The sequence below is a fragment of the Allomuricauda sp. R78024 genome (assembly GCF_044596045.1).
Taxonomy (GTDB): Bacteria; Bacteroidota; Bacteroidia; order Flavobacteriales; family Flavobacteriaceae; genus Flagellimonas.
This window is the reverse complement of record NZ_CP138995.1, coordinates 3254040-3279341: the sequence shown is the minus strand read 5'-3', so window position 1 is coordinate 3279341 and position 25302 is coordinate 3254040. Positions and strand designations below refer to the sequence as shown.

24 protein-coding genes and 1 tRNA gene are annotated in these 25302 nt (G+C 35.7%); 19 read left to right on the top strand and 6 right to left on the bottom strand.

Annotated features, from left to right (window positions below):
• Nucleotides 1–3: 3 nt before the first annotated feature.
• The 17 genes from SJY44_RS14790 (at nucleotide 4) to SJY44_RS14710 (ending at nucleotide 20168) form a co-directional block, all read left to right on the top strand.
• Nucleotides 4–1200, top strand: coding sequence for a glycosidase (locus tag SJY44_RS14790; protein WP_298930949.1), 1197 nt, complete (start codon nucleotides 4–6; stop codon nucleotides 1198–1200).
• Nucleotides 1201–2415 (top strand): AGE family epimerase/isomerase, encoded by a 1215-nt coding sequence (locus SJY44_RS14785; protein ID WP_396590319.1) that lies wholly within the window; start codon nucleotides 1201–1203, stop codon nucleotides 2413–2415. It begins immediately after the preceding gene.
• 296 nt (nucleotides 2416–2711) lie between these two features.
• Nucleotides 2712–5933 (top strand): SusC/RagA family TonB-linked outer membrane protein, encoded by a 3222-nt coding sequence (locus SJY44_RS14780; RefSeq protein WP_396590318.1) that lies wholly within the window; start codon nucleotides 2712–2714, stop codon nucleotides 5931–5933.
• Between the two features lie 9 nt (nucleotides 5934–5942).
• Nucleotides 5943–7676 carry a RagB/SusD family nutrient uptake outer membrane protein gene (locus tag SJY44_RS14775; protein WP_396590317.1) on the top strand — a complete coding sequence of 578 codons (1734 nt, stop codon included), beginning with the start codon at nucleotides 5943–5945 and terminating at the stop codon, nucleotides 7674–7676.
• Nucleotides 7677–7861: 185 nt separating this feature from the next.
• Nucleotides 7862–11065: a VCBS repeat-containing protein gene (locus SJY44_RS14770; protein ID WP_396590316.1), complete on the top strand. Its 3204-nt coding sequence runs from the start codon at nucleotides 7862–7864 to the stop codon at nucleotides 11063–11065.
• A 310-nt stretch (nucleotides 11066–11375) separates the two neighbouring features.
• Nucleotides 11376–12422 (top strand): serine hydrolase domain-containing protein, encoded by a 1047-nt coding sequence (locus SJY44_RS14765; protein WP_396590315.1) that lies wholly within the window; start codon nucleotides 11376–11378, stop codon nucleotides 12420–12422.
• Nucleotides 12423–12602: 180 nt separating this feature from the next.
• Nucleotides 12603–12761 carry a DUF1737 domain-containing protein gene (locus SJY44_RS14760; protein ID WP_396590314.1) on the top strand — a complete coding sequence of 53 codons (159 nt, stop codon included), beginning with the start codon at nucleotides 12603–12605 and terminating at the stop codon, nucleotides 12759–12761.
• Between the two features lie 566 nt (nucleotides 12762–13327).
• Nucleotides 13328–13759, top strand: a complete 432-nt coding sequence (locus SJY44_RS14755) for a hypothetical protein (protein ID WP_396590313.1) — start codon at nucleotides 13328–13330, stop codon at nucleotides 13757–13759.
• 225 nt (nucleotides 13760–13984) lie between these two features.
• Nucleotides 13985–14128 (top strand): hypothetical protein, encoded by a 144-nt coding sequence (locus SJY44_RS14750; protein WP_396590312.1) that lies wholly within the window; start codon nucleotides 13985–13987, stop codon nucleotides 14126–14128.
• Between the two features lie 370 nt (nucleotides 14129–14498).
• Nucleotides 14499–15359: a hypothetical protein gene (locus SJY44_RS14745; protein ID WP_396590311.1), complete on the top strand. Its 861-nt coding sequence runs from the start codon at nucleotides 14499–14501 to the stop codon at nucleotides 15357–15359.
• A gap of 100 nt (nucleotides 15360–15459) precedes the next feature.
• Entirely contained in the window at nucleotides 15460–16458 is a 999-nt protein-coding gene (locus SJY44_RS14740; RefSeq protein WP_396590310.1) for a restriction endonuclease, read from the top strand.
• Nucleotides 16459–16713: 255 nt separating this feature from the next.
• Entirely contained in the window at nucleotides 16714–16974 is a 261-nt protein-coding gene (locus SJY44_RS14735) for a hypothetical protein (protein ID WP_396590309.1), read from the top strand.
• Between the two features lie 21 nt (nucleotides 16975–16995).
• The gene (locus SJY44_RS14730; protein ID WP_396590308.1) at nucleotides 16996–17919 is read left to right on the top strand and encodes a polysaccharide deacetylase family protein; all 924 of its coding nucleotides are present in this window, start codon (nucleotides 16996–16998) and stop codon (nucleotides 17917–17919) included.
• 24 nt (nucleotides 17920–17943) lie between these two features.
• Nucleotides 17944–18606 (top strand): FISUMP domain-containing protein, encoded by a 663-nt coding sequence (locus SJY44_RS14725; protein WP_396590307.1) that lies wholly within the window; start codon nucleotides 17944–17946, stop codon nucleotides 18604–18606.
• Nucleotides 18607–18677: 71 nt separating this feature from the next.
• Nucleotides 18678–18932: a hypothetical protein gene (locus SJY44_RS14720; protein ID WP_396590306.1), complete on the top strand. Its 255-nt coding sequence runs from the start codon at nucleotides 18678–18680 to the stop codon at nucleotides 18930–18932.
• A gap of 34 nt (nucleotides 18933–18966) precedes the next feature.
• Nucleotides 18967–19251, top strand: a complete 285-nt coding sequence (locus SJY44_RS14715) for a hypothetical protein (RefSeq protein ID WP_396590305.1) — start codon at nucleotides 18967–18969, stop codon at nucleotides 19249–19251.
• Between the two features lie 65 nt (nucleotides 19252–19316).
• Nucleotides 19317–20168, top strand: coding sequence for a hypothetical protein (locus SJY44_RS14710; protein ID WP_396590304.1), 852 nt, complete (start codon nucleotides 19317–19319; stop codon nucleotides 20166–20168).
• Between the two features lie 100 nt (nucleotides 20169–20268).
• Here the strand turns inward: SJY44_RS14710 and SJY44_RS14705 are convergent, their stop codons facing one another.
• Together SJY44_RS14705 and SJY44_RS14700 are read right to left on the bottom strand one after the other, a co-directional pair.
• Nucleotides 20269–20730: an Arm DNA-binding domain-containing protein gene (locus SJY44_RS14705; RefSeq protein WP_396590303.1), complete on the bottom strand. Its 462-nt coding sequence runs from the start codon at nucleotides 20728–20730 to the stop codon at nucleotides 20269–20271.
• 244 nt (nucleotides 20731–20974) lie between these two features.
• Nucleotides 20975–21047, bottom strand: a tRNA-Lys gene (locus tag SJY44_RS14700).
• 122 nt (nucleotides 21048–21169) lie between these two features.
• Here SJY44_RS14700 and SJY44_RS14695 point away from each other — a divergent pair.
• The gene (locus tag SJY44_RS14695) at nucleotides 21170–21685 is read left to right on the top strand and encodes a shikimate kinase (protein WP_396590302.1); all 516 of its coding nucleotides are present in this window, start codon (nucleotides 21170–21172) and stop codon (nucleotides 21683–21685) included.
• Here the strand turns inward: SJY44_RS14695 and SJY44_RS14690 are convergent.
• Both SJY44_RS14690 and SJY44_RS14685 read right to left on the bottom strand, forming a co-directional pair.
• Complete coding sequence (locus SJY44_RS14690; RefSeq protein ID WP_298931043.1) at nucleotides 21677–22174, bottom strand: phosphoribosyltransferase family protein; 498 nt, start codon at nucleotides 22172–22174, stop codon at nucleotides 21677–21679. The genes SJY44_RS14695 and SJY44_RS14690 overlap by 9 nt on opposite strands.
• Nucleotides 22175–22212: 38 nt before the next feature.
• Nucleotides 22213–22584 (bottom strand): RNA-binding S4 domain-containing protein, encoded by a 372-nt coding sequence (locus tag SJY44_RS14685; RefSeq protein WP_396590301.1) that lies wholly within the window; start codon nucleotides 22582–22584, stop codon nucleotides 22213–22215.
• A gap of 78 nt (nucleotides 22585–22662) precedes the next feature.
• On the opposite strand from SJY44_RS14685, the gene SJY44_RS14680 reads away from it, so the two are divergent.
• The gene (locus tag SJY44_RS14680) at nucleotides 22663–23631 is read left to right on the top strand and encodes an FKBP-type peptidyl-prolyl cis-trans isomerase (RefSeq protein WP_396590300.1); all 969 of its coding nucleotides are present in this window, start codon (nucleotides 22663–22665) and stop codon (nucleotides 23629–23631) included.
• Nucleotides 23632–23684: 53 nt separating this feature from the next.
• Here the strand turns inward: SJY44_RS14680 and SJY44_RS14675 are convergent, their stop codons facing one another.
• Nucleotides 23685–24296: an outer membrane beta-barrel protein gene (locus SJY44_RS14675; protein ID WP_396590299.1), complete on the bottom strand. Its 612-nt coding sequence runs from the start codon at nucleotides 24294–24296 to the stop codon at nucleotides 23685–23687.
• A gap of 50 nt (nucleotides 24297–24346) precedes the next feature.
• Nucleotides 24347–25300, bottom strand: a complete 954-nt coding sequence (locus SJY44_RS14670; RefSeq protein ID WP_396590298.1) for a transketolase family protein — start codon at nucleotides 25298–25300, stop codon at nucleotides 24347–24349.
• Nucleotides 25301–25302 lie beyond the last annotated feature (2 nt).

Genomic DNA, 25302 nt, shown 5'->3' with positions numbered 1-25302 from the left:
AAAATGAAGACCAAAACCATTTCCAAAAAATCGGACTTGTTTTCAAAGCTATTTGAAAATCATGACAATCTCATAAAAAGAAAAAATCAGCCTAACAAGCATACTAATGGGATATATACAAAATACAAATACCCCATTATTACTGCAGATCATACGCCACTACATTGGCGATATGATTTAAGCCCTGAGACTAATCCAAAAGTATTGGAGCGCGTTGGAATAAATGCTGCTTTCAATGCTGGCGCCATAAAATGGAATAACAAATATTTGTTGTGCGTCAGAGTGGAAGGTAAGGATAGAAAATCCTTCTTCGCATTTGCTGAAAGTGATAACGGAATTGATAATTTCAAATTTTGGGACAAGCCCATGGTTCTTCCTCAAAATAAGCAACCAGACATAAATGCATATGATATGCGTCTTACCCTTCATGAGGATGGCTATGTGTATGGGTTTTTCTGTACTGAAAGGAAAGATCCAAATGCACCAAATGGGGATACTTCCGCTGCAGTAGCCAATGCTGGAATCATTAGAAGTAAAGATTTAAAGACATGGGAAAGACTTCCGGATTTGATTTCCAATTCCAGCCAACAACGCAATGTGACCATTCATCCGGAATTGGTAAACGGAAGATATGCAGTATATACAAGACCGCAAGATGGTTTTATTGATACAGGCTCTGGAGGAGGGATAGGTCTGGGCTATATTGATGATATTACGTACCCCCTAGTTAAGGATGAGTTGATCTTAAATCCGAAAAAATATCATACAGTGTATGAATTAAAGAATGGTCAAGGCCCATCTCCTTTAAAAACTTCTGAAGGCTGGCTACATTTGGCCCATGGCGTTAGAAATACCGCGGCTGGACTTCGATACGTTTTATATATGTTCGTTACTGACTTGAATGATATTTCAAAAATCATATATCAACCTGGGGGTTATCTCATGGCCCCTAGTGATGATGAAATCATTGGAGATGTAGGAAATGTGCTTTTTGCAAATGGATGGATAATGGATGAAAATGAAGATATTTTCATATACTATGCATCCTCAGACACAAGAACCCATATTGCAAAAACAAGGTTGGACACTCTTCTGGATTATTGTAAAAACACGCCACCTGATGGCAAAACTTCTTCAGGGTCTGTTCAAAATATCCTGAATTTAATTGAGAAAAACCAGGGATATTATCAACCATTATAAATGGAAAAAAATATAACCCAAGAAAAAGAATTGCTCTCATTTCAAAATGAGATAAGTACCGAGTTACAACGCATTTTGGACTATTGGCAAGAATACTCCAAAGATGATTGTTATGGTGGATTTGTTGGGAAAGTTGATAATTACAACAATAGGATTGATAAAGCTCCCAAAAGTATCATTTTAAACACAAGGATCCTTTGGACGTTTTCAAGAGCTGGCAATTTTTACAATGATTGGCGTTATGACAGCGAATGTCAAAGAGCCTTTGATTATCTACTTAATAATTTTAGGGATTATGAATTTGGGGGAGTGTTTTGGGAGTTGGACCATTTAGGAAAGCCTACAAAGATGCGGAAGCAGGTTTATGCCCAGGCATTCTGTATTTACTCACTTTCAGAATATTACAGATATTCTAAAAATCCGAAAGCCATACTCTGGGCCCTTGAATTATTTAGACTTATAGAAGATAGGGCGTATGACAAGATTAATGGTGGATATGTTGAAGCTTACGACCGTAAATGGAACTCTATTGAGGATATGAGATTGAGTGAAAAGGACCTGAATGCACCTAAAACAACAAATACACATTTGCACATCCTCGAAGCCTACACTGTGTTGTTTGAAATGACGGGGAATCCTGTTGTAGAAAATGCTCTTACCAATTTAATGGAGCTTTTTCATGAAAGGATTTTTGAGCAAAACAATCACATGAAACTATTTTTTACAACAGAATGGAAAAAACTATCTACCGAAATATCTTTTGGCCATGATATCGAAGCTGTTTGGCTAATGCTATATGGATCAAGAATGCTTCAGAATCAAGTGCTTTTAAAACGTACTGAAGAATTGACAAAAAAAGTAACTAAAACTTTTATAAATGAAGCTCTAGATACCGAGTTTGGAGTTATTAATTCAAAAGATAGTGAAACACTTGAATTAGATACAGATAGGCATTGGTGGCCACAAGCAGAAGCAATGGTAGGATTGTTGTATAATTGGAAAATTACGAACGACCCAAGTTATTTCAGTATCTGCAAACAAATCTGGGCATTCATAACTGAACATATCATTGATCATGAAAATGGTGAATGGTTTTTTAGAGTAGACCATAATGGAGAACCTTATCTTGAGGAAAATAAAATTGGCCCTTGGAAATGTCCCTATCATAATTGTAGGGCACTTATAGAAATACTACAACTACTTAGACAAAATTAAATCACCCCCTTTGGGTATTAAATTCCTTGCCCAAATTATCTCTCCAATACTCAGATTTCATTCAAACACTTGGGTTAGCCCACAGTTTGAAATCAATAACTGTTGTGTCAATCCTTTATGATATCATTTATTTTTTAACATAAAATTATCAATACTATCATGATATGATAAAATATGATAATCCATCAGGGCAGCATTCCAATACATTTGTTGGGTAATTTAAGATCACTACTTATTAACATTCACCTAAAGAGTGAATGGCATTGAAAACAATTAACTAACTAATGAACAAAATTATGAATCGAAAATTCACATTTAAGTCTTTAAAAATACCCCAAGGTCTTAAGATATCCTTAAGAATGGGTTTTTTAATGACTGCAATGGTTTTGATTACCCAAATATCATGGGGTAATCATAAAATTGTAAAAACGGTTGCTACGGCAACATTGTTTCAATCCACAATTAGTGGAACTGTCACGGATGCTTCAGGTGTGACATTGCCAGGTGCCAGTATTGTTGAAAAAGGAACTACAAATGGTACCCAGTCAGATTTTGACGGAAATTACAGCATTGCGGTGAGCGCCAATGCTATTCTGGTTATCAGTTATGTGGGTTTTGTTTCTCAAGAAATCACAGTAGGAAACAGTTCAACTATTAATATCGTTCTCCAAGAAGATGCAAATCAGTTGGATGAGGTTGTAATCACCGGTTATTCTGCTCAAAGTACTAGAGATATTACTGGTTCAGTTTCAACAATTAAATCGGAGAACATAGCAGCTACAGCCCCTACAGGAATTGAGCAAGCTTTGCAAGGTCAAGCTTCAGGTGTTGTAGTGGGCAGTCAAGGTGGACCAGGAGGCTCTGCCGCTGTAAGGATTAGAGGGTTTGGTACTATCAACGGTAACGATCCATTATATATTATAGATGGCACGCCTACTGGCGCTGGTCTAAACGACCTTAACCCAAATGATATTGAATCAATACAGATTTTAAAAGATGCATCATCGGCTGCAATTTATGGAAATAGAGCTGCAAATGGCGTCATTATTATCACAACCAAAGGAGGGAAGAAAAACAAAAAGTTATCATTTACTGCAAATACGTACGTAGGAATAGATTTTATTCCAAAATCAGCATTTCCCGACTTGGCCAATCCCCAACAAGTTGCAGAAAGTGTTTGGAGAGAATTTACAAATACAGGAGGGACACCTAGTAATCCTCAGTATGGTACTGGAGCTGCACCCTTATTGCCAAATTACCTAATACCTCAAGGGGCTGCAACGGCCGATGAGAGTCTTTATGATCCTTCTTCAAGAGCAACTTCAATTACCAGGGCGAATCTACAGGGCACTGACTGGTTTGATGAGTACTTTGATGCGGCAGTTACGCAGAGTTATGACATAAGCGCATCTGCAGGTACCGAAAATTCAAGTTTTTTCACTTCAATGAGCGTTTTGGACCAAGAGGGTGTAGGATATGAATCACGTTTCACTAGATATACGTTGCGTGCCAACACTTCTTTTGATGTAAGCAAAAGCTTTAGGATTGGAGAAAATATAACGGTTTCATATTCAGATCAAATTACACCGCCTGGTTCTGATGTCAACAATGGTACTGTAGCGAGTTTATATAGATTGAACCCATTAGTTCCTGTTAGGGATGTAGGTGGCAATTTTGCGGGAAGCGGTGTTGGCGGATTGGGTAATGGAAACAATCCTATTGCCATTGCTGATAGAAATAAAGACAATCAAAACCTAAGTTTTAGAGCACTTGGTAACGTGTATGCCGAAATAGATTTGATGAAAGGGCTCACATTCAAGACGAATCTAGGCTTTGATATATTCTCTTTTAATCAAATTTATTTTCAACCTCCACAATTAGAAGGTGAAATCTTTAATGAAAGTACATGGCTATCGGAACGCAATGATTCCCAAACAACTTATACCTGGTTTAACACGATTACTTATAACAAGTCCATCAGCGATAATATAGAATTGGATGTTTTGTTAGGTACGGAGTTCAACAAACAAAATTTTAGAAGCGCCACTGTAAACAGAACTAATTTTGATGTTTTTACCCCAGATGTGCGATTTTTTAACAACGCCAGCGGAGATTGGGGCGGATATGGTATTGGAGGTAGGTCAGCTTACTTTTCATTATTTGGAAAAGCTGATGTTAAAATAATGGATAAATATTTGCTAAGTGCGACGGTAAGAAGGGATGCCACATCTGTTTTTAATGAAAATGAAAGAGATGGTGTTTTCCCATCTGGAAGTGTTGGCTGGAGAATAAGTGATGAAGATTTTTTAAAAGACTCCGAAGTTGTTACCAATTTGATGTTTAAAGCAGGCTATGGTCAGGTGGGAAATAACGGGGATATTAGAACTGATGCCAGATCAACCACAATAGGGCCTAACGTCGGTAATTACAATTATCCCACTTCTACTACTGGATCTGATTCAGGTTTGGGGATTGACCTTAGAGGGAATCCAGACATTGGCTGGGAAACTACAAAAACTCTGAACTTTGGTTTTACTTCAAGATGGTGGAACAGCATAAATTTTGATTTGGATATTTATAATTCAACTACTGAAGATATGTTATTGCCCGTTCCAGGCGATCCAACTCTTTTAGGAAATATCAATATTATCCCTGCCAATTTAGGTGAGATGACCAACAATGGGTTTGATGCTTCTATTGCTTACGATAATTATCAATCGAATAATCAATTTCAGTACACAATTGGACTTAATGTTTCAGCTTACAAAAATGAAGTGTCGTTTTTAGATCCTGACAATGCAGATAGTTTTATTAATGGTGATGATCTTAGAGATCAAAACCCAACGCGTACCTTGGCTGGTTATCCAATATCTTCTTTTTATGGAAATACTTGGGCTGGCATTGAAAACGGGAGAGTTGTTTTTGACGAATTGGATGACACTGGAGCTCCTGTAAGAGGGGTAATAGGAAATCCACATCCAGACTTTACATATGGACTCACCTTTAGTGGTAAGTACAAAGATTTTGACATTTCATTATTATTTCAAGGATCCCAAGGAAATGATATTTATAACTTTAATAAGTTCTTTACCGACTTTAATAAATTTTCCGGAGGTAGAAGTTTAAATTACGTAAACGAAATAGGTTTGCCAGCTGTAACCTCTGATGCAGCTCTAATAAATCGCGAAGCTGCAGCCTCTACTTATTACGTTGAAGATGGTTCTTATTTAAGAATGAAGAACATAGTGGTCGGATACACATTGCCAGAATCTTTGGTTGAAAAACTAGGAATAAACAAGTTCAGGATTTATTTGCAAGGTAAAAACCTAATCACTCTGACTGACTATACAGGTTTAGATCCAGAAATAAGTTTAAGATCCTTTGCTAGTTCAGTAGGAGCACCATCTCTTACGGCGCCAGATAGAACTGATCCTAATCCTAACTTAACTTATGGAGTGGATACAGGCGTTTATCCTATTAACAGGTCAATTATTTTTGGAGTTAACGTTACATTTTAAAAAAAAACTATGAAACATTTATTAAAACATTTTTTGATTTTTGCTTTAGCAATAAGTATATGCTCTTGCGAAGAAGAGCTTGATATACCGCTTTCTTCTCTAACAACTGATGATGTTGTACCAAGTGTAGCACTTGCTGAAAAATTGGTTGTAGGAACATATGCTGGACTTGAAATGCAAAGAGAGGCAGCAGCCTCTAACTGGACGTTTGGAGGTGTTGCATCAGATGAAGCATACAAGGGAAGCACTCCAGGTGATCAATCTGATATTACTCAAATGGAAATTTTTAATGTTGCTGCAGACAATCCTTATGTACGGTTAAGGTGGAATAACCTTTATGAGGGGGTTGCTAGGGCAAATGCGGCAATAGGTGTCGTAAATAGTGGTTTGGAATCTGAAGCTATTAGTCAAGAAGCTGCCAATATTTTTATAGGGGAGCTTAGGTTTCTAAGAGGGTTTTATCATTTTCAATTAAAAATGACTTTCAGCAATGTACCCTATATTGATGAAACAGCAACCGAAACACCTCCAAACAACACAGATATTTGGCCAAATATTGAAGCTGATTTCCAGTTTGCAATAGATAACCTTGATACAGAAAGTGAACGTTACGGAGGTGCCAATCAATGGAATTCAAAAGCATACTTAGCAAAGGTGCACATGTACCAGTTGGATTATCCTGCTGCAAAACCCCTTTTGCAGGACATAATTGACAACGGGCCTTATGCCTTAATGCCAAGTTTCCACCAGAATTTCAACTATGCCTTCAACAACAATAGCGAAACAGTTTTTGCTGTTCAATATGCAGTAAACGATGGAGCTGGAGCAAGTCAAGATAATGGAAATCAAGGAGATGAGTTAAATTATCCTCATAGTGCAAGTCCTTTTGGATGCTGCGGGTTTTATCAACCTTCACATGACTTGGTAAACGCGTACTTGACAGACGCCAATGGACTACCACTAACTACACCACCCTCTGACCCTGCAGATTATGTGGCTAATGTAGACCCGTCAGATACGGTAGGGGAAAACCCAAGAAATATACCTGCTGAAGACGGTGAGGCCGGTACTTCTACTTTCCCTGAGGAAACCAGAAATTTAGACCCTAGATTGGATTGGACCGTAGCAAGAACTGGTATTCCATTGTTTGATCGTGGAGATTTCATGTTGACTTGGGCAAGGGACCCAGCTGCAGGTGGACCTTATTACAGTAAAAAACTACTTTGGTCAGAGGCCGATGACGGTTTAGCCAGAGTAGCCGGAGGATGGGGACAAAATATCTCTGTAATCCAAACCAATTTGATTCGTTTTTCAGAAGTGTTATTATGGAGAGCCGAAATTGCAGTTTCAGAAAGTGATTTAGGAACAGCACTTGGGTTGGTTGACCGAGTAAGAGAAAGAAATGTAGATCCTACAAACTGGGTCAAGGAAAACGATGGCATCACAAATGCTGCAAATTATGCCATAGGTCTATATGCAGACAACGGTGGTTTTCCTGATGCAACTTTCGCTATGAACGCTGTGGTTATGGAATACCGCCTTGAAACAGCAATGGAAGGACGTCGATTCTTTGATCTCGTGCGAAGAGGTATTGCCAAAGAAGTATTGGACGGTTACACATCCCGTAATCAATTTAGATCATATTTAAACGGGGTAACTTTCCCTCCTACTAGAGGTATTTATCCAATTCCCCAAGAGGTAGTGGATTTAGCAGCTGGAGTTATTCAGCAAAATACATATTAGTTTTTTTTGAGTTTAGTTCAAGTTTGAGTTTGTTAAAAAAAACAGGGATTAAAATCCCTGTTTTTTATTTTTGTAAAAAGCCTAGGATGAAAAGAATCTTAAGACATACCCTTTTATGTATTACAATAGTTGTATGTTTTTCGACCTGTAATAATCAAGATCGCTCAAAAAAAATATTCAATCTTTTGAGTAAAAATCAGACGAAAATCCTTTTTTCAAATAATCTTACTGAAAGTGACTCGCTCAATTATTTTACCTATCCATACCTATATTTGGGTGGAGGCGTTTCTGCAGGCGACATCAACAACGATGGTTTAATAGACCTGTACTTTACAGGTAATATGGTAGAAAACAGATTATACCTTAACAAAGGAAACTTGCAATTTGAGGATATTTCTGTTTCAGCCCATGTTACAGGTGACTCTAGGTGGTATACTGGAAGTACAATGGCTGATGTTAACAATGACGGTTATTTAGACATCTACTGTTCTGTAGCTGGTAAGTTTAATCCCAAAGCAAATCAACTTTTTATCAACAATGGTGACAATACTTTTATAGAAAGTGCTGAGGAGTATGGTCTAGCTGAATTAGGAAACAGTATTCAAAGCACCTTTTTTGATTATGATAGAGATGGTGATTTGGATGTATATATTGCCAACTATCCCTCAACATCATTTAATGCTCCCACAAACTATTATTTGTTCAAAATGAATAATACAAAAAGTATTGAATCAGATAAATTACTTCAGAATAATGGTGATAACACATTTTCAGATGTCACCGTTAAGGCAGGTTTGAAATCCTTTGGACTTTCCCTTAGCGCCACTGTTGCAGATTTAAACAATGATGGTTGGGCGGACTTGTACGTTTCAAATGATTTTAGTTCTCCAGATTTTATGTATCAAAACAATAAGGACGGAACATTTTCTAGCATCCTAAAAAAAGCCACAAAGCACACTTCACATTTTGGTATGGGTGTTGATATTGCAGATTTTAACAACGATGGTCTTTTAGATATTTTACAAGTTGATATGGATGCAGCCGATAACAGAAGGGCAAAAGCCAATATGGCAAGTATGAATCCAAATTTATTTTGGGCCAATATAGATGCAGGATTTCAGTACCAGTATATGCACAATACTTTGCAATTGAACAATGGAACTATTAATAACGACATTCCAGATTTTAGCAATGTTTCAAGGCTAGCAGGTCTTTCATCCACAGATTGGAGTTGGGGGCCATTATTGGCAGATTTGGATAATGATGGCTTCAAAGATGTTTTTATAACCAATGGTACTCGCAGAGAAATCAACAATAAAGATTACTTGAAAAAACTTGAAAAAAAGAATAATGACAATGATAGTTTGTTGAAATGGAACTTGGCAATACCATCAGAAAAAATTGACAATTTTGTTTTCAAAAATAATGGTGATTTAACATTTGAAAGAAAAAACAAGGATTGGGGCATTGAATATGAAGGTTTTTCCAATGGAAGTATTTATGTGGATTTGGATAACGATGGCGATTTAGAAATAGTGACCAACAATATTGATGATTATGCCTCGGTTTTTGAAAATAAAAGTGCCAGCAACAGCAATTATCTAACTTTAAATTTTGAGGGGCCAACTAAAAACCCGTTCGGAATGGGGGTAAAGGTTTATCTATATGCGCTTGGATCTAAACAATTTCAAGAAATGACACTTACTAGAGGATTTCAATCTTCTATCGCCCCAAGGCTGCATTTTGGATTGGGCAAAACAGAAAAAATAGATTCCGTAAAAGTAGTTTGGCCAGATGGTAAAACGCAATCAATTGTGACACCAGAAATCAATTCTTTCATAAAACTAAACTATAAGGATACTGCTCCAAGTAAAACAAAAAATTCGGAAAACTCTAGACGAATTTTTAGGACTGTACAGGATTCTAGTATTTCCTTTCTTCATAAACATGCAGAAAATTACCATGATGATTTTAAAAAAGAAATTCTTTTACCGCATCAAACTTCAAAATTGGGACCTGGTGTTGGTGTTGGTGATTTAAACAATGACGGTACAGATGATCTTGTTATTGCTTCAGCAGCGCAAAATACAACAGCTCTATTTTTCCAAAACAAAGATGGCGGCTTCACAAAATCGGATACAAAAGTTTTTGCTTTGGATAGCGGTTCAGAAGATATTGGAATCCATATTTTTGACGTTGAAAATGATGGTGACAAAGATATTTATATTGCCAGTGGTGGAAATGAATTTTCACCAAACTCCAAACAACTTCAAGACAGGCTTTACATTAATGACGGCAAAGGTAATTTCAAGAAGGAGACTTTTGCGCTTCCAGAAATGATTACAAGCAGTTCAAGAGTTCATAGCTTTGACTTTGACAAAGATGGTGATTTGGACCTTTTTGTTGGCGGCCGTCTAATTCCCGGAAATTATCCATCTCCTGCAAATAGCTACTTATTGGAAAACATCAGTAAAGGTGATAAGGTTCAATTTGTGGACGCCACAGAAAAACTGGCTCCTGAACTTAATAATCTAGGGATGGTTACTGATGGTCTTTGGACAGATTTTGACAATGATGGATGGACCGATCTTATTGTTGTTGGCGAATGGATGCCAATAACCATTCTTAAAAACAATGAAGGATATTTCTCAAATGTTTCCCAAGCATTGGGCTTAGATGATACAAACGGATGGTGGTTCAGTATTAAAGATGGTGATTTTGACAACGATGGAGATATGGATTACATTTTAGGGAATTTAGGCAACAACTTTAAGTATAAAGCCGATGAAGAAGAAACCTTTGATATTTATTTTAATGATTTTGATAATAACAACACTAATGATATAGTACTGAGCTATTTTAATGAAGGAGAACAATTTCCAGTTCGTGGAAGAGAATGTTCATCACAGCAAATACCTGCCATCAAGAAAAAATTCAAGGATTATGAATCTTATTCACAAGCTACCCTAGAAGATATTTACACTGAGAAAGTTTTGAAAAACTCCTTACATTACCAGGTAAAATCGTTTTCAAGTGTTTACTTGGAAAACAAAGAAGGAAGATTTGTGGTGAATAAACTACCTAATCTTGCGCAAATTTCTTCCATAAATCAGATTCTTATTGAGGATTATGATAGAGATGGGAATTTAGATGCCCTTATAGCCGGAAACCTTTACAATTCCGAAGTGGAAACGCCTAGGAATGACGCTAGTATTGGTCTTTTATTAAAAGGAAATGGCAAAGGTGATTTTTCGCCAGTTCTTGCTAGAAATAGTGGGTTTTATGCTCCAGGCGATGTAAAAGACATGTCAAAAATTAAAATTATGGACAAGGAGTATATTGTTATATCCAAAAACTCTGATTATCTCCAATTCATTGAAATCCGATAACTTAGAAATAAAATAAAGTTTTGTTTTAAACGATAAAACATGACAACTTTGACACTTTAAATCGGCCGATTAATAAGACAGTTTCAAAAGGGAGAAAGGCCATTTCTTTAAAAGTCCCATTCGTGGTCTCTTTTAGTAGTTTCGTTAATTCACCTTTTATGGGACAATCCAATTACATTTAATCCACAGCCATTTACAAATGAATAATATTCGAATAGTAACATTAATACAGCTCTACGTATAATGGATATATGATCAATGATCATATACAATTGTTATGAGCAATTAATATATTCACCGACCTGAAGTAATGACCAAGAAAAAAACTAAACGAACTCTGAGGATGGCGTTTATTATTGCATCCATATCCTCCCTATTCTTTGTACCATGGGTTTTAGTAAAGGCTTATATTTTTCCACTCCCTGATACGGTTCAAGAACAAGTAAATGAAGCAATTGGTCATGGATTTGATGGAATGATTGTTTACGTGGACCAATCTGGGAAGCCACCGGAGTTATACACAGCAGGCTGGCATAACCGAGAAAATGAAATACCTGCCGACCCTAAAGCCTTATTCAAAATTGGCAGTGTTAGCAAATTATATGTTGCTGTTGCTACCGCCAAATTAGTTAAAGACAATCGTTTGTCGTTGGATAAAACACTCGCTGATTACTTACCGGAATTGGAAGGAAGGATTGCTAATACAGATAAAATCACTTTGAGATTGATGGTGCAACACCGGAGTGGCATTCCTAATTTTACCGACACCCCCGGCTATTGGGAAGACATATCGAGAGGCAATAGAGAAACACTTGAGTTGGTACTGGATAAGCCTGCTGACTTTGAACCGGATAAAAAATATAGCTATTCAAATACGAATTATTTGTTGATAGGTGAAATACTTGATAAAACATTGGGATATAGCCATCACCAATATATCAAGAAAGAAATTCTGATACCACTTGAGCTGAACAATACTTACAGTTTGTTAAGTGAAGTAGATTTAGACGATGTTATGAGTGGGTATTACGAAGGCTATGATGATGATATAAAGTATAATGATTTTATAAACCCTGCCGGCTCAATGGTGGCTACAGCAGAGGATGCAGGAATATTCTTGAGGGCATTGAACGATGGTTCAGTGTTTAATGAAGGTGAACAGGAAATCTATTCATCTATTTATGTATACGAACATACAGGATTATTGCCGGGATACTCTAGTATTGCCAAGTATCACAAAGATATTGATGCGGTTGTCATCCAGTTTGTAAATACAGGTGGTGGATACTCTTGGAACTTATCGGAAATCGTATATAATCGTATTGTAAAAATACTGAAAAGGCAAAAAAGCTCATAACAATGTATAAAGGGCATTAAAACGCCCTTTATACTCAGCGTTGAAAGTTCAAATAAAGGATTGGACTGTAGCACCAAGTATTTTATCGGCAAACTAGCTAAACCTGACTTTCGTGATTTTTGTTATTTTTAATCACCCCGAATTCTTATAACAGAACATTGTTTAACAAAACAAAGAGTAATGGAATATAAAGTATTGAATCATAGTAATGAACAGCAATTTGAGACCCTAGTGGCAAGTTATATAAATAATGGTTGGTCCCTTGTTGGGGGTTTGGAAACGCAAGTACATCCAGGAAATGGTAGCCTGAATTATTTTCAAGCTGTGACAAAATCATAGTATAATTAAATTATAATTGTGCGACTGTATGTTTGATGATGGTCTTAAATATTTGTTTAGTCTTTTAAAAATGCTAATTAGAAATGCGGTCAAAGGAGAAATCTGGGCAATATTTATTCTTGTATCAATAATTGTAATATGCTTAGCATTAATATTTTTCAACTTTTTAAAAAACATTTTTAAAAATGGAATTTCTACAGGACATTCCTATGAAGAGGTAATTTCGGAGGATGATTCAGGAAAAGCCGTTTGGGCGCGCCCTTTAAACGGGGAAAGAGTACTAATGATCCTTTTTTTACTAGTCATTTTTTTAGTGGTCTATTTTAGTATTAACAATAAAGTCTAAATAAAGGATGAATCTAATAAGAAAATGGTGGGTAAGATTAATAGTAAGTTTGGTGCTTGGCGCTTTGATAACCGAGATCCTAATTATATCCACGGATGAGAAAATACACCTTAATGCTTTCATTTTAGGAATTGGACTCTATCTGGTTCTTAGTTTGGTCTATGGCCTGTATATTCGGAAACATAAAAACTAAAGTTCAAATAAAGGATTAAAAACTACTATGAAAAAAATACTCGTCTCAACAACACTTTCTCTTATGAGTCTTGGACTCTTTGGCCAGAATAAGTATTTGAACGATGTTTCTCAGACACAAGAACTCTCAAAGGAAATAGCTTCTTTATTCAGCCAAAATGAAATTGCCAGGTCATTTGATGGATTAACCCCATATTGGCCAATGCCGCAGAATGAACTGGAAGCGATAGAGGAAAAGACTATTAAGTATCTAAACATTATTGAACAAAGGTTTGGAAAATCAATAGGGACACTCAAAGTTAAGAATGAGACTATCTCCGATATCGCAATAAGAGAAACTTATCTAGTTAGATACCCAAAAAGTGCAATTCGACTAATTTTCACCTATTACAAGAATGATAACGGTTGGATAGTTAATGCATTCAAATGGGATGATTCATTTACCGAAGAGTTCAAATAAAGGATGGCAGAATCTAACAAGGATACCTTTCTTAAAATAGTACTTATTGGTTGGAAAGTTGGTTTTCTCGTTTTGTTAGGATTTCTTGCTTATAGTATTTATAATAAGATTACCGGTGCCATAATCTTTTGTCTAGCCTTTTTAATATTTATCGGATTTGCGATTAAAAGGTATTCCAAAAGATTATAGGTAAAATAATAAAGTTCAAATAAAGGATTAAAAACAATGGACAATTACGAAAAACTAAAGGGAAGTATTAGCATTTTGGATTCTTTATTAGATAGTACGTTAGATACTAGTGTAAAGTTGTTGATTGAACAATCAGTCAGAATGCAGAAAGATGTTTTAGAAGAATTAAAGTCTAAATAAACGATGATTACTACAATATTTATCATATTAGCTTTCGTCATTATAGCAGTTATCTTTATTGGAATTAAAATAAGTAATAGGAACAAATTTTTGACAGTTGTTTATCTGGTTATTGGTGTTTTGCTATTAGTTGGATTGTATTACGCCTGGCGATTCGTCTATTTTGCGACGAATTGGGGCTGATTCGCAATGAGACTCACTTGAAAAGGTACTTTATCTTTTCCAGAGTATTTAAAAATGTAAGGTAATCGAATTGAACAAAAGCTTCCGGAAAAGTTCAAAAAAAGGAAGATTCATTGCATCGATATTATTCCGTTTCAGGAGTATAGAGATGTATTTTACATCTCTATATAATAGTTGGCAACCATTTATGAATGAACAAAGAACAGTTATTGAAGCCTTATTATTAATTAATGACTTGTCTTTGTCTAATCAAAAAGCAATTCTCTCTGAATTAAATTCTCTTCTGATAGAGTGTACTCAAGATTTATATGATAATGGAATAAAATTTGAAGATGCAGGACTTTTTGAAAAACTATTATTTCAAATAATATTTCACAATGAAACACTTTTGACACTTACTAATGGAAAATTAATTGATGTTCGGGATAAGCATCTAAAAATTAATGACTTAACAGCCGTTTATTCTATTGCGAGACTTCAAATCGAAACATTCATTAATTTGTCCTACATATTTTTTGTGGACTCTGAATATTCGAAAGAAATAAGAGCATATGTATACAAAATACAGGGATTAAGGAAACAAATCGAACTAACTAAAAAGCATCCAAAGGATTTTGAACCGATTCAAAAAATGAGGAGTGAATTGGCGGAAGAATTAAGAAAAATCAGAAAGTTAGATGAATTTAAAAAAGTGCCTTTTTCAAAGAGAAAAAGATTTACACATCCATCTTATGCAAGATTAATTAAATTAGATGAAATATATCCATTAATAAAAATTGGTAATCTATCAAGAACTCATTCATTGTATTCGAATCATATTCATTCGGAATATATCAGCATTCGTCAATTAAAATCTGCAGTAAATGACAATTCTCAATACGAAAGTTCTTTTTCGACAGTAACATTATTGTGCTCCAGAATTACATCTTTGGTTATTACCAATATGGTTGAACAATATGAATTAAAAAAGAGTTCTTACTCTAAAGCGCCTTTAAAACTGAAAAAAGTAATTGAATCGATAAATAAACTATCAAGCGAACTAAAATAACCGATGATCCATTACATCGATATTATTCCAGTTAGGAGTATAGAGATGTATTTTACTTCTCTATAAATTAGTTGTTAGCAATTTAAACCTACCAAACGAAATGGGATCTGTTCATTTAAAATTAGAAAGTTTAATTAGTACGATACTTGATGTCGTAGTAATTAAAACAGGATTGGTTATTAGTGAAGGTCGATTAATTCAAATATTAAACGAAGAATTCCCAGAAGATCAAACATTTCAAAATTATCCAGAAAGAAAAGAATTTGGTCTAAGACTTCGTTCTGAAAACTTCGATAAATATTGCTGGAAAGTAAGGCAAAAATTGGGAGAATTAGAAAATGATATTAGACCATATTTGGTAGGAGACGTAGACAGAGCAATGGAATGGTACAAAAAAGGATATGATCCTACTAAGGTAATGTCTAGAATTATTGAAGTAATGGGGGAAAATTATCATCCAGAAAACCCACACTTAATTGACCCAAAACCAGTTTTAGATAAAGTAATAGCAGAAAATAACGCACCAATAGAGCTTATAAGAGAAATGTTCGAATCAATTCTCGCAATGCAGAAAGTATCAAATTCTATTTCCCCTGTGGAACAAATACTTTGGGATGGAGGAATTGATTTAATTCATTTTTTCGAGAAAGAGCTAAAACCAAAAAAACCTACAGAATTTATTGAACAGAAGTTCATCAATTATTTCGAGGCAAATCCAGAAAAACTTGAGTTTATGCATTGGAGAAACTTTGAAAGACTGACAGCTGAGTTTTTTAAAAGAGAAGGTTATGCTGTTGAGTTAGGTCCTGGGTCAAATGATGGAGGAATTGATATAAGGGTTTATGACAAAGAAAATGATGAAAAACCATATATCATTGTTCAATGTAAAAGGCATAAAGAATCTAATCAAGTAAAGATTGAAACTGTGAAATCATTTTATACCGATGTTGAATTTGAGGAAGCAAAAAAAGGACTCATTGCAACAACATCTAGAATTGCACCAGGAGGAAAAAAAGTGGCTTCGATAAGAAAGTACCCTTTGGAATTTGCCGAAAATCAAAAAATAAAAGATTGGGTAAACAAAATGAAAAAAAGATAAAACTGCATACAACAACGTGTATAAAACATAGCTAGTAAATACTTAAACGAAAGCTCTATGCTTTTTACAAAGACCACCAAATTTTTAATTTGGCTTTTAAAAATGATAATATTAAAATTCGGCTCTGTGTTTATGAGAAAGGCTAGTGTCCTTTTGTACGCTATGTTTCATATACAAGGCCGTTAGAAAAGTCCAAATAAACGATTGTAAACAATGGAGATGAAGTATTGTTGGAGATGCAAAATGGAAGTGCCTATGTTGGACGAAAAGGAGTTTGTGATTGCTTCCAATCTATACTCAAAAGGAATTAGAACATTAAATAAAGACAGGCAATTAGGGTTTAAGGACTTATTGGATTATTATAACAACCTAACAGGTTTCGGAGAGACTGAACCAAATGCTATAATGCACCATTCGCTTCAACAAATCGGTCCGGATTGTGAAAATTGTGGAAAACCGTATAGAACACCGAAAGCGAAAATGTGCGTAGCTTGTGGAAATAAAAGACCAGAATAAAAAGTTCAAATAAAGGATAATATGAGAAAGCATAAAGTCCATTTTTTAATTACAGTGATATTATGTTTTTTAATGCATACAATTAAGGTATTTGGGCAACCAAAAATCAGTCTATCTTTTGATGACGGGATGATAATTGATAGGCCAGGATATGTGTTAACGGAGTGGAACGAATTATTGTTGAACAAACTGAAAGAAAACCACGTACAGTCCATTCTTTTTGTTGCCGGATATAATAAACTAGATGAAAGAGGTAAGTATGTAATCCAAAGTTGGAATGATAATGGACACCTAATAGCGAATCATACCATGAACCATCCAAATTATAATAGCGAGAAATGGACATCGGAAAGATTTATGGGTGAATTTCTTTCAAATGATAGTCTGATCAGCAGATATTCCAATTACACTAAACTCTTCAGGTTCCCATATCTGAAAGAAGGGAACAATCCCGAGAAGATAAAGTCTTTTAGAACCTTTATGAAGGATATGGGATACCGAAATGGGCATGTAACCATTGATGCGTCTGATTGGTACATAGACCAAAGACTTGTGGCAAGGTTGAAAAAAGAACCAAAGGCAGATTTGACGGATTTCAGGGACTTCTACTTGGAACATATATGGGATAGGGCACAATTTTATGAAAAGCTTTCCTATGAATTGAACAACAGGCATATCAAGCATACCCTTCTATTGCATCACAACTTGGCAGCAGCCCTTTTTATTAATGATCTAATTCAAATGTTCAAGGATAAAGGATGGGTAATCGTATCAGCTAAGGAAGCTTACGCAGACCCGATTTATGCTGAAACCCCTGACTATGCAGGAGAAAGTCTGATTTATGCCCTTGCAAAAGATTCTGGTAAGTATAAAGATGTATTGAGATACCCCGCTGAAGACAGTAGGTATGAAAAGGAAAGGATGAAAGTACTTGGCCTTGAATAGGCAAAGTTTAAAAAACCATAGACTATGGATGGAATGTATTGTAAAATTAAACCCTTATTGACTATGAGGAAACAGCACATCGCTATCCTACTTTCTACCTTGCTTTTTACATACATGGGAATTGCCCAATCAACCGGTGACTTTACAGACTCGCGCGATGGGCAAACGTATAAAACTATCAGTTTTGAAAACGCTATAATGGGCACCACGGTTATCTGGATGGCCCAAAATCTGAACTACAAAGTACAGAGCAGTTATGCTTATGATGACAACGAGAGCAATCGCAAAGAGCTTGGCTTGCTCTACACCTGGGAGGCAGCGAAAAAAGCCTGCCCCAACGGTTGGCATTTGGCAACGGATAGTGAATGGTCTATGCTTGTGAGTGAATTTGGCGGAATCGACAAGGCCGGTGAGGCCCTAAAAAGCCTCAATGGCTGGGAAGAAGGCGGAAATGGTACTAATAGTAGCGGGTTTAACGCACTTCCGGCAGGTGTTCGTAGAAATAATGGTTATGATGTACAGGGTTATTTCGGTTTCTGGTGGTCGTCAACACCCACCGGTGAAGAGGGAAAAGCCTGGTTATGGGACATCAGTTATGGCGGTCCTGACATGTCCATAAAATCAAAGGTGTGGCATTTCGATGGCGATACTCTTGGCGGATTATCGGTTCGTTGCGTCCGAGATTGACTTAATTGATTTATCTAATGAATACCACGCAGGAGAAAACAACAAAAGTTGTAAAAGTCTAATTAAACGATATGAAAAAGTTGGGAGAGATGTTAGAAAATCAAATAAAAGAAATAGTTTATATCAAACTACTGGACGACGGAACTCCTGTTTGGAGACCGACAATTGGTGTTAGACTTGAAAATGGGATTTACAAAATTCAAAAAACAGAAAACTACGATTCACTGGATGAAAAATGGGAGTTCAAACCAGGGTCGGTTGTAAGATGCAAGTTTATTAATATTTCTGGTGAGAGTTGCTTAACTGCAACTGAGGAGTTGAATTAATTTATAACATGTAAAACCAAAGTTCAAATAAAGGATGAGCAATATTCAGGACATGAACAATCGGATCAAGCAGAACCGTGAACAACGTCCTTCAAAACGAGCAAAATTCAAAGAAAACAATAGGGAAGGTATTTACTCAACTGAAAAGAAAGTTAAAAAACCAACCTTTAGGATTGTACCTGAAAAAGATTTAAAAAAAATAAAGCAAAAGATACGGCAAGAGGCTAAAGCTAGTCGAAAAAAGGAAAAAATTATTTTTGGTGTTTGCTTGGTGATTACAATTTCAATAGTTCTTGTTATGTTGGCGTTACTGAATTGAATAAAGTTTAATAAAAGGATTCCAGTTGATTGAAATAAACCTTGTTTTGTGAAATTTAGCCAGAAATGAGCAAACCGTTTAGATGGAATATTGAAAAGAAGAATGAATTGGGCTCACTAATAAATGAGAGCTCATTTGAAATTGATGAAGAATTTCTTGATGTTCTAATTAATTCCACCTCAAGAATAATTGCATTCTCGAACAATTCCAGACTTTTCTTTGTTGGACGATCACCTGAGAACTACTTTGATTTTTTAAATGGCATATATCAAGAAAGTACATGTAAGCTTGATAAACTTAAGCTGTTTCAATTCTCGGGAAGACACCTTGAAAAAAAGGAGATAAGAGATAACAACAACACGCAACTTCAAGAACTCAAAAAGTATATGACATCAATTGGATTGTCCCCTATGGGTATCCTGAAAAGCGAATACAAGACAGCTTTGGTAGATTTAGTTTATTCAGGTGCAACAATGCTAAACTTGATTGAAATAATTAAGCATTGGTCAATTACTGAAAAGAATGATTGGCAAAGTATAAAATCAAAAATTAGGATAGTTGGGGTAACTGAAAGAACTAAAAACAGTCCTAACACTTGGAGGTGGCAACAACAACCAAAATCCCAACAAGTCCTCGATGGAATTAAGGTTAAGAATGTTTCGGTTGGCTGGAACTTTTGGTCAGAGCTAGGAAATAATCAGAACAAGGTTACTCCATCAAACTCTCCTGATAAATGGGCCTCTGAGGAAATAAGTCGACCCAATATCAATGAAAAACACTTAGAGGGATTGAATTTTGCGTATAAATTAAATATACTTGGTCTTAATGAGGAAGTAAGAAATCGATTTAAGACAAGCATGCAGGAGCAGATTGAAATGGAACATAAGTGGTTTAAAGAATGGTACAAGAAAATTTAACCCTTAACCCATAGATTTTGTATCAAAAGTTCAAATAAAGGATACTCTTTACAGAATGCACCTTTTGTAAAGAGTAAATTCTAAATATCCAATCCTTATGTTACCAGAAAGACCCCCAAACCAAAGGATGTTCACTAGCAGCATTATTTCTATTCGTGACTTCTTTGTAGGTAGACCATTGTGGTTTCTTCTTGGGCCACATTGCTTTGCGATTTAGACCACTATCCTGCATTTGTTCAAACAGTGGTGGAGAGAATAATAAATAATCTTTCTGTTTGATATTTACACCCATTCGGTATGCTCCTAAACGGAAGTATGTTGCATCATCACCATCATCTGTAGCTACTTCAAACGAGAAGTGTTTTGTGATGTCTTTTACGTCTGTATGTTGCAATAATGGAGATAAAGAATCCCAGGACTTAATATTCACCTTTTGGTTTAAGCTGATATTTGCTTTTTGTCCATCGATGGTAATGCGAACATAAATGTTTGTTTCGTTGTTTTTGTCAGCGCGTTGGCTGTATACCCAAAAGAGTATAGAAAATGTTGTCGAAGAGCGCATAGTTGTCGTCTTAATTGTTAACCAATAATTGAGACGAAAGTCAAATCAACTAGGCAAGTATTAGTGCTTTTGAGAAGTCAAGATATGGCAATGTTGACGATTATGTTGACGATTTCAAATAATGTTGACGATTTGTGAACTTTTAAAACCAAATCAAACCATATTATATGATTTCCTTAAAAACAAAAAACCTTGATAATCATAAGATTAACAAGGTTTTGGTGTTAGATGGTCCTCTAACTAGTGACCTGACTGGGGCTCGAACCCAGGACCCTCTCCTTAAAAGGGAGATGCTCTACCAACTGAGCTATCAGGTCTTACTTAACACAACACTTATATGTTGTTCTAAGCGGCTGCAAATATAATATCATTAATTTATTTTACAAGGTGATTTAATGATAAATTTGTGTTTTTTTGAAATCACTTTTAATTCTAATAAATGAAAGTAGTTTTAGTAGGTTATATGGCAAGTGGTAAGTCATCTATTGGTAGGTTGTTAGCCAGAGACTTAAATCTAAAATTTATCGATTTGGATGAATACATTGAAGACCAAATGAAAAAATCGATAGCTACTATTTTTTTAGAAAAAGGAGAGATTTACTTTAGAAAAGTAGAACATGAGATGTTGTCCAAGGTACTAGATGAAAATGAATCGGTAGTTCTTTCAACAGGTGGCGGTACACCTTGTTATGGAGGTAATATGAAAACAATCCTCGAAAATGCTGACCATTCAATTTACCTGCAATTGCCAGTTTCAACTTTGGCAGATAGAATCAGAAAAGAAAAGGATGATAGACCTTTGGTAAAGAATATTAAAAATGATGATTTACTGGAATTTGTTGGAAAGCATCTTTTTGAAAGAAGACAGTTTTATTCGCAAGCCATATACACTGTAAATGCGGATAAAAAATCAATCGAAGTGTTGGTTGATGAAATAAAGGACCTTTTACTCTAAGTATACGGCGTCATTTCTAGATTGAAATTCTACCCTAATATGTTCATTTAGCGAAGTAGAGAGGGAAATACCCTTATAATCAGCTTTGATGGGATATTTTTTATGATTCCTATTTACCAACACTGCAGTTTTGAGCTGTTTTATAGGTGTTTTAAGAAAATGATGGACTCCGTATATCAGAGTAGTGCCCGAATTTAGAACATCATCAACAAGAACAATTGATTTGTCCTTATATGCTTCTTCGGCAATTGAAGTATTGACACCACTAGCCAAAGGATTTTTCTTGTCCATATTTATTTTACACAATACAATTTGAGCATCAGTAATTTTTTTGAGAACCGCAGCTATTTTTTTTGCAAAATTTAGCCCTCCACCTTCTATACCAGCAATGATGATTTCCTTCTCATTAACATTGGCTTCATAAATCTGATAAGAAATACGCTTTACTGTATGTTGTATTTGCTCGTGGGTCAATATGCGGTTCACCATAAATTAAATATACTAAGATTCAAAGATAAATAAACCAATCATTCAGATTCATCCAAATAACCATCAATATCTCTTCTGTCCTTTTTGGTAGGTCTGCCTAATCCTTTTTTTCTGTAATGGTCTTTTGCAGATTTTAAAAGGTCCGTATGTTCAAAAGCTTCTTTTGGGGTTGTATCTTTTCTATAAATATCCACCAATTTTGCTCCAACCCTACTTTTAGGAATATCTAAAACGGTTAGCTGGTAATCAATTTGGTTTTTTCTTACAAGCAACTTGTCCATGGGATAAACTTCTCTTGAAGGCTTGATCACAGCACCGTTTACTCTAACGTGGCCTTTTTTAACAGCAACTGCAGCAACGTTTCTGGTTTTATAGTATCTAATACACCAAAGGTATTTATCAATGCGCATAAACTCTGCAAATCTTTGTTAACGAAAGAAGCAAAAATAGCGGAAAATTGTATCTTGCGCTGCTAAATTATATACTTGATGAAGTACGGGTTTTTTCTTTCTTTGTTTTTTGTGGTATTACTTTTTTCTTGCAAAAATGATGATGACGTAGATATTGAATCTGTTCCGCCCAGATTGTTGGCAGAAGTGGCTCCTGAAAATGATGCGGAAATAGAAGAATTTTTAGAAACGCATTTTTACAATTATGAGGAATTTGCGTCACCCCCTGCAAATTTTGACTATAAAATTAAGATTGATACTATTGCCGGTGCAAATGCGGATAAAACTCCATTAACGAATTTTGTGAAGGACACAACCATAAGTGTATCTTCAACACAACTTGCACTAACAGAAGAAGAAAACGATATATCGCATACGCTATATTATTTAATAGCAAGAGAAGGTGAAGGTGTTCAACCAACAGTAGCGGATTCAACCTTGCTTCGTTACGAAGGTATGTTACTCGATGGTGAGAAATTTGATGCATCAACTAGTTTTTTGTGGCAAGAACTACCTTTTTTCCTAAGAGGTTATTCCACTGGGATTACGAAACTTAAATCTGGGACCAGTGACGGTTTAATTGTTAATGGTGATGGAACGGTTTCATATACCAATAGTGGTGTTGGAATGGTAATAATGCCATCTGGACTTGGATATTTTTCTGGAACTGGGCCAACAGGTGGAATACCTAGGTATGCTAATCTCATTTTTAGCGTTGAAGTGGGTAGAGTCATTGTTGAAACTGATAGTGATAATGATGGGGTTCCTTCTATATTAGAAGATGTCAATGGTAATGGCTATATGTTTGATGACAATACTGATGGAGATGATGAACCAATCAATGTATCATTTGCAAACTTTCAAGATGCTGATGATGATGGTGATGGGGTTTCCACTAGAAATGAAATTTCAGATGAAGATGGGAACATTATTATTCCCTATCCAAGTACGGGAGGTATAGAAGATTATCTAAATCCAGATGTTCAACGAACACCAGATAATAATTAAAATAAAAAAGGCCCACTTTTAAGCGGGCCTTTTTTATTTATAAATCTATTTTCTTATAATTTAACTGATAAGGCAAAGATTATCTGTGATGGTCTTGAATCCACACGACCATCAATATCGGCAATATTATTGGAGATAATTCTTGCTTCATTTTCTGAGAATCCACGTTCGTAGCGGACATCCACACCAATTTTACCAAGATTGACACCAACACCTGCATTAAGACCTACGGTAAAATCATTTTCAACATCTTCTACCTCTATATCCCCTAGATCGTTCTTTAGAGTATATTGAAAAGCCGGACCAGCAAAAATATGCAAGGGGCCTATTAGTTTATACCCTAAAAGAACAGGAAAATCCAATTTTGAAATATCATAGTCATTGGAATCGCCGTTCACATCATAGGAGCTTTTGGTTTTAGAATAAACCAGTTCTGGTCTAAGGTAAATCTTTGGGAAATCCAATTTGCCCCAAAAGCCTACATGGTAACCTGCTTTACCTTCGGCGCCTTCTGAAATATTTTGTCCGGCATCACCAACGGACCCAATTAGATCTCCGTTCTTGTTGTAACTAAGCCCTGCTTTAATACCAAATCCTGAGCCGCTTTGTGCAAATACAGCAGACCCCATAAGGGTCAACACTGCAATTAGAAGTGTTTTTTTCATAAGTGTTTCGTTTTAATAAATTGAAGAATATCAAAGATGATACCGAAAAATTATTTTCGTTTCAACACTTTTAAAACGGCAGCTTCAATGGCTTTATTGTTCAAACCATACTTATCCATGAGCTGTTCTGGGGTTCCACTTTCGCCAAAAGTATCTTGTGTTGCCACAAACTCCTGAGGCGTAGGATGATGTGAAGCCAATACTCTAGAAACACTTTCTCCAAGGCCACCAAGATAATTATGCTCTTCAGCAGTAACAACACAACCTGTCTTTTTTACTGAAGCCAAAATTGCTTCGTTGTCAAGAGGTTTTATGGTGTGGATATTGATTACTTCAGCAGATACTCCTTGGTTTTCCAAGTTTTCTGCTGCAATTAAAGATTGCCATACCAAATGTCCCGTTGCAATAATGGTTACATCTGTACCTTCATTAAGCATTAATGCTTTTCCAATCTCAAACTTTTGATCAGCTGGGGTAAAGTTGGCCACCTTGGGTCTTCCAAAACGCAGGTAAACTGGTCCTTGATGTTCTGCTATGGCTAAAGTTGCGGCTTTGGTCTGGTTAAAATCGCAAGGATTAATAACGGTCATGCCCGGAAGCATTTTCATTAAACCAATATCTTCTAAAATTTGATGCGTTGCACCATCTTCTCCAAGTGTAATACCCGCATGAGAGGCACATATTTTTACATTTTTACCCGAATAAGCTATTGATTGACGAATTTGGTCATAAACCCTACCTGTTGAAAAATTGGCAAATGTTCCAGTAAATGGAATTTTTCCACCTATGGTCAAACCAGCAGCAATCCCCATCATGTTGGCCTCGGCAATTCCTATCTGAAAGAAACGCTCTGGATTTTCATCAATGAAGGTTTGTATTTTAAGAGAACCCACCAAATCGGCACAAAGCGCAACAACATTTGGGTTTGCTCTTCCCAGTTCTGTCATTCCAGCACCATATCCACTTCGAGTATCATTTTTTCCTTGATCTATATATTTTGTCATGT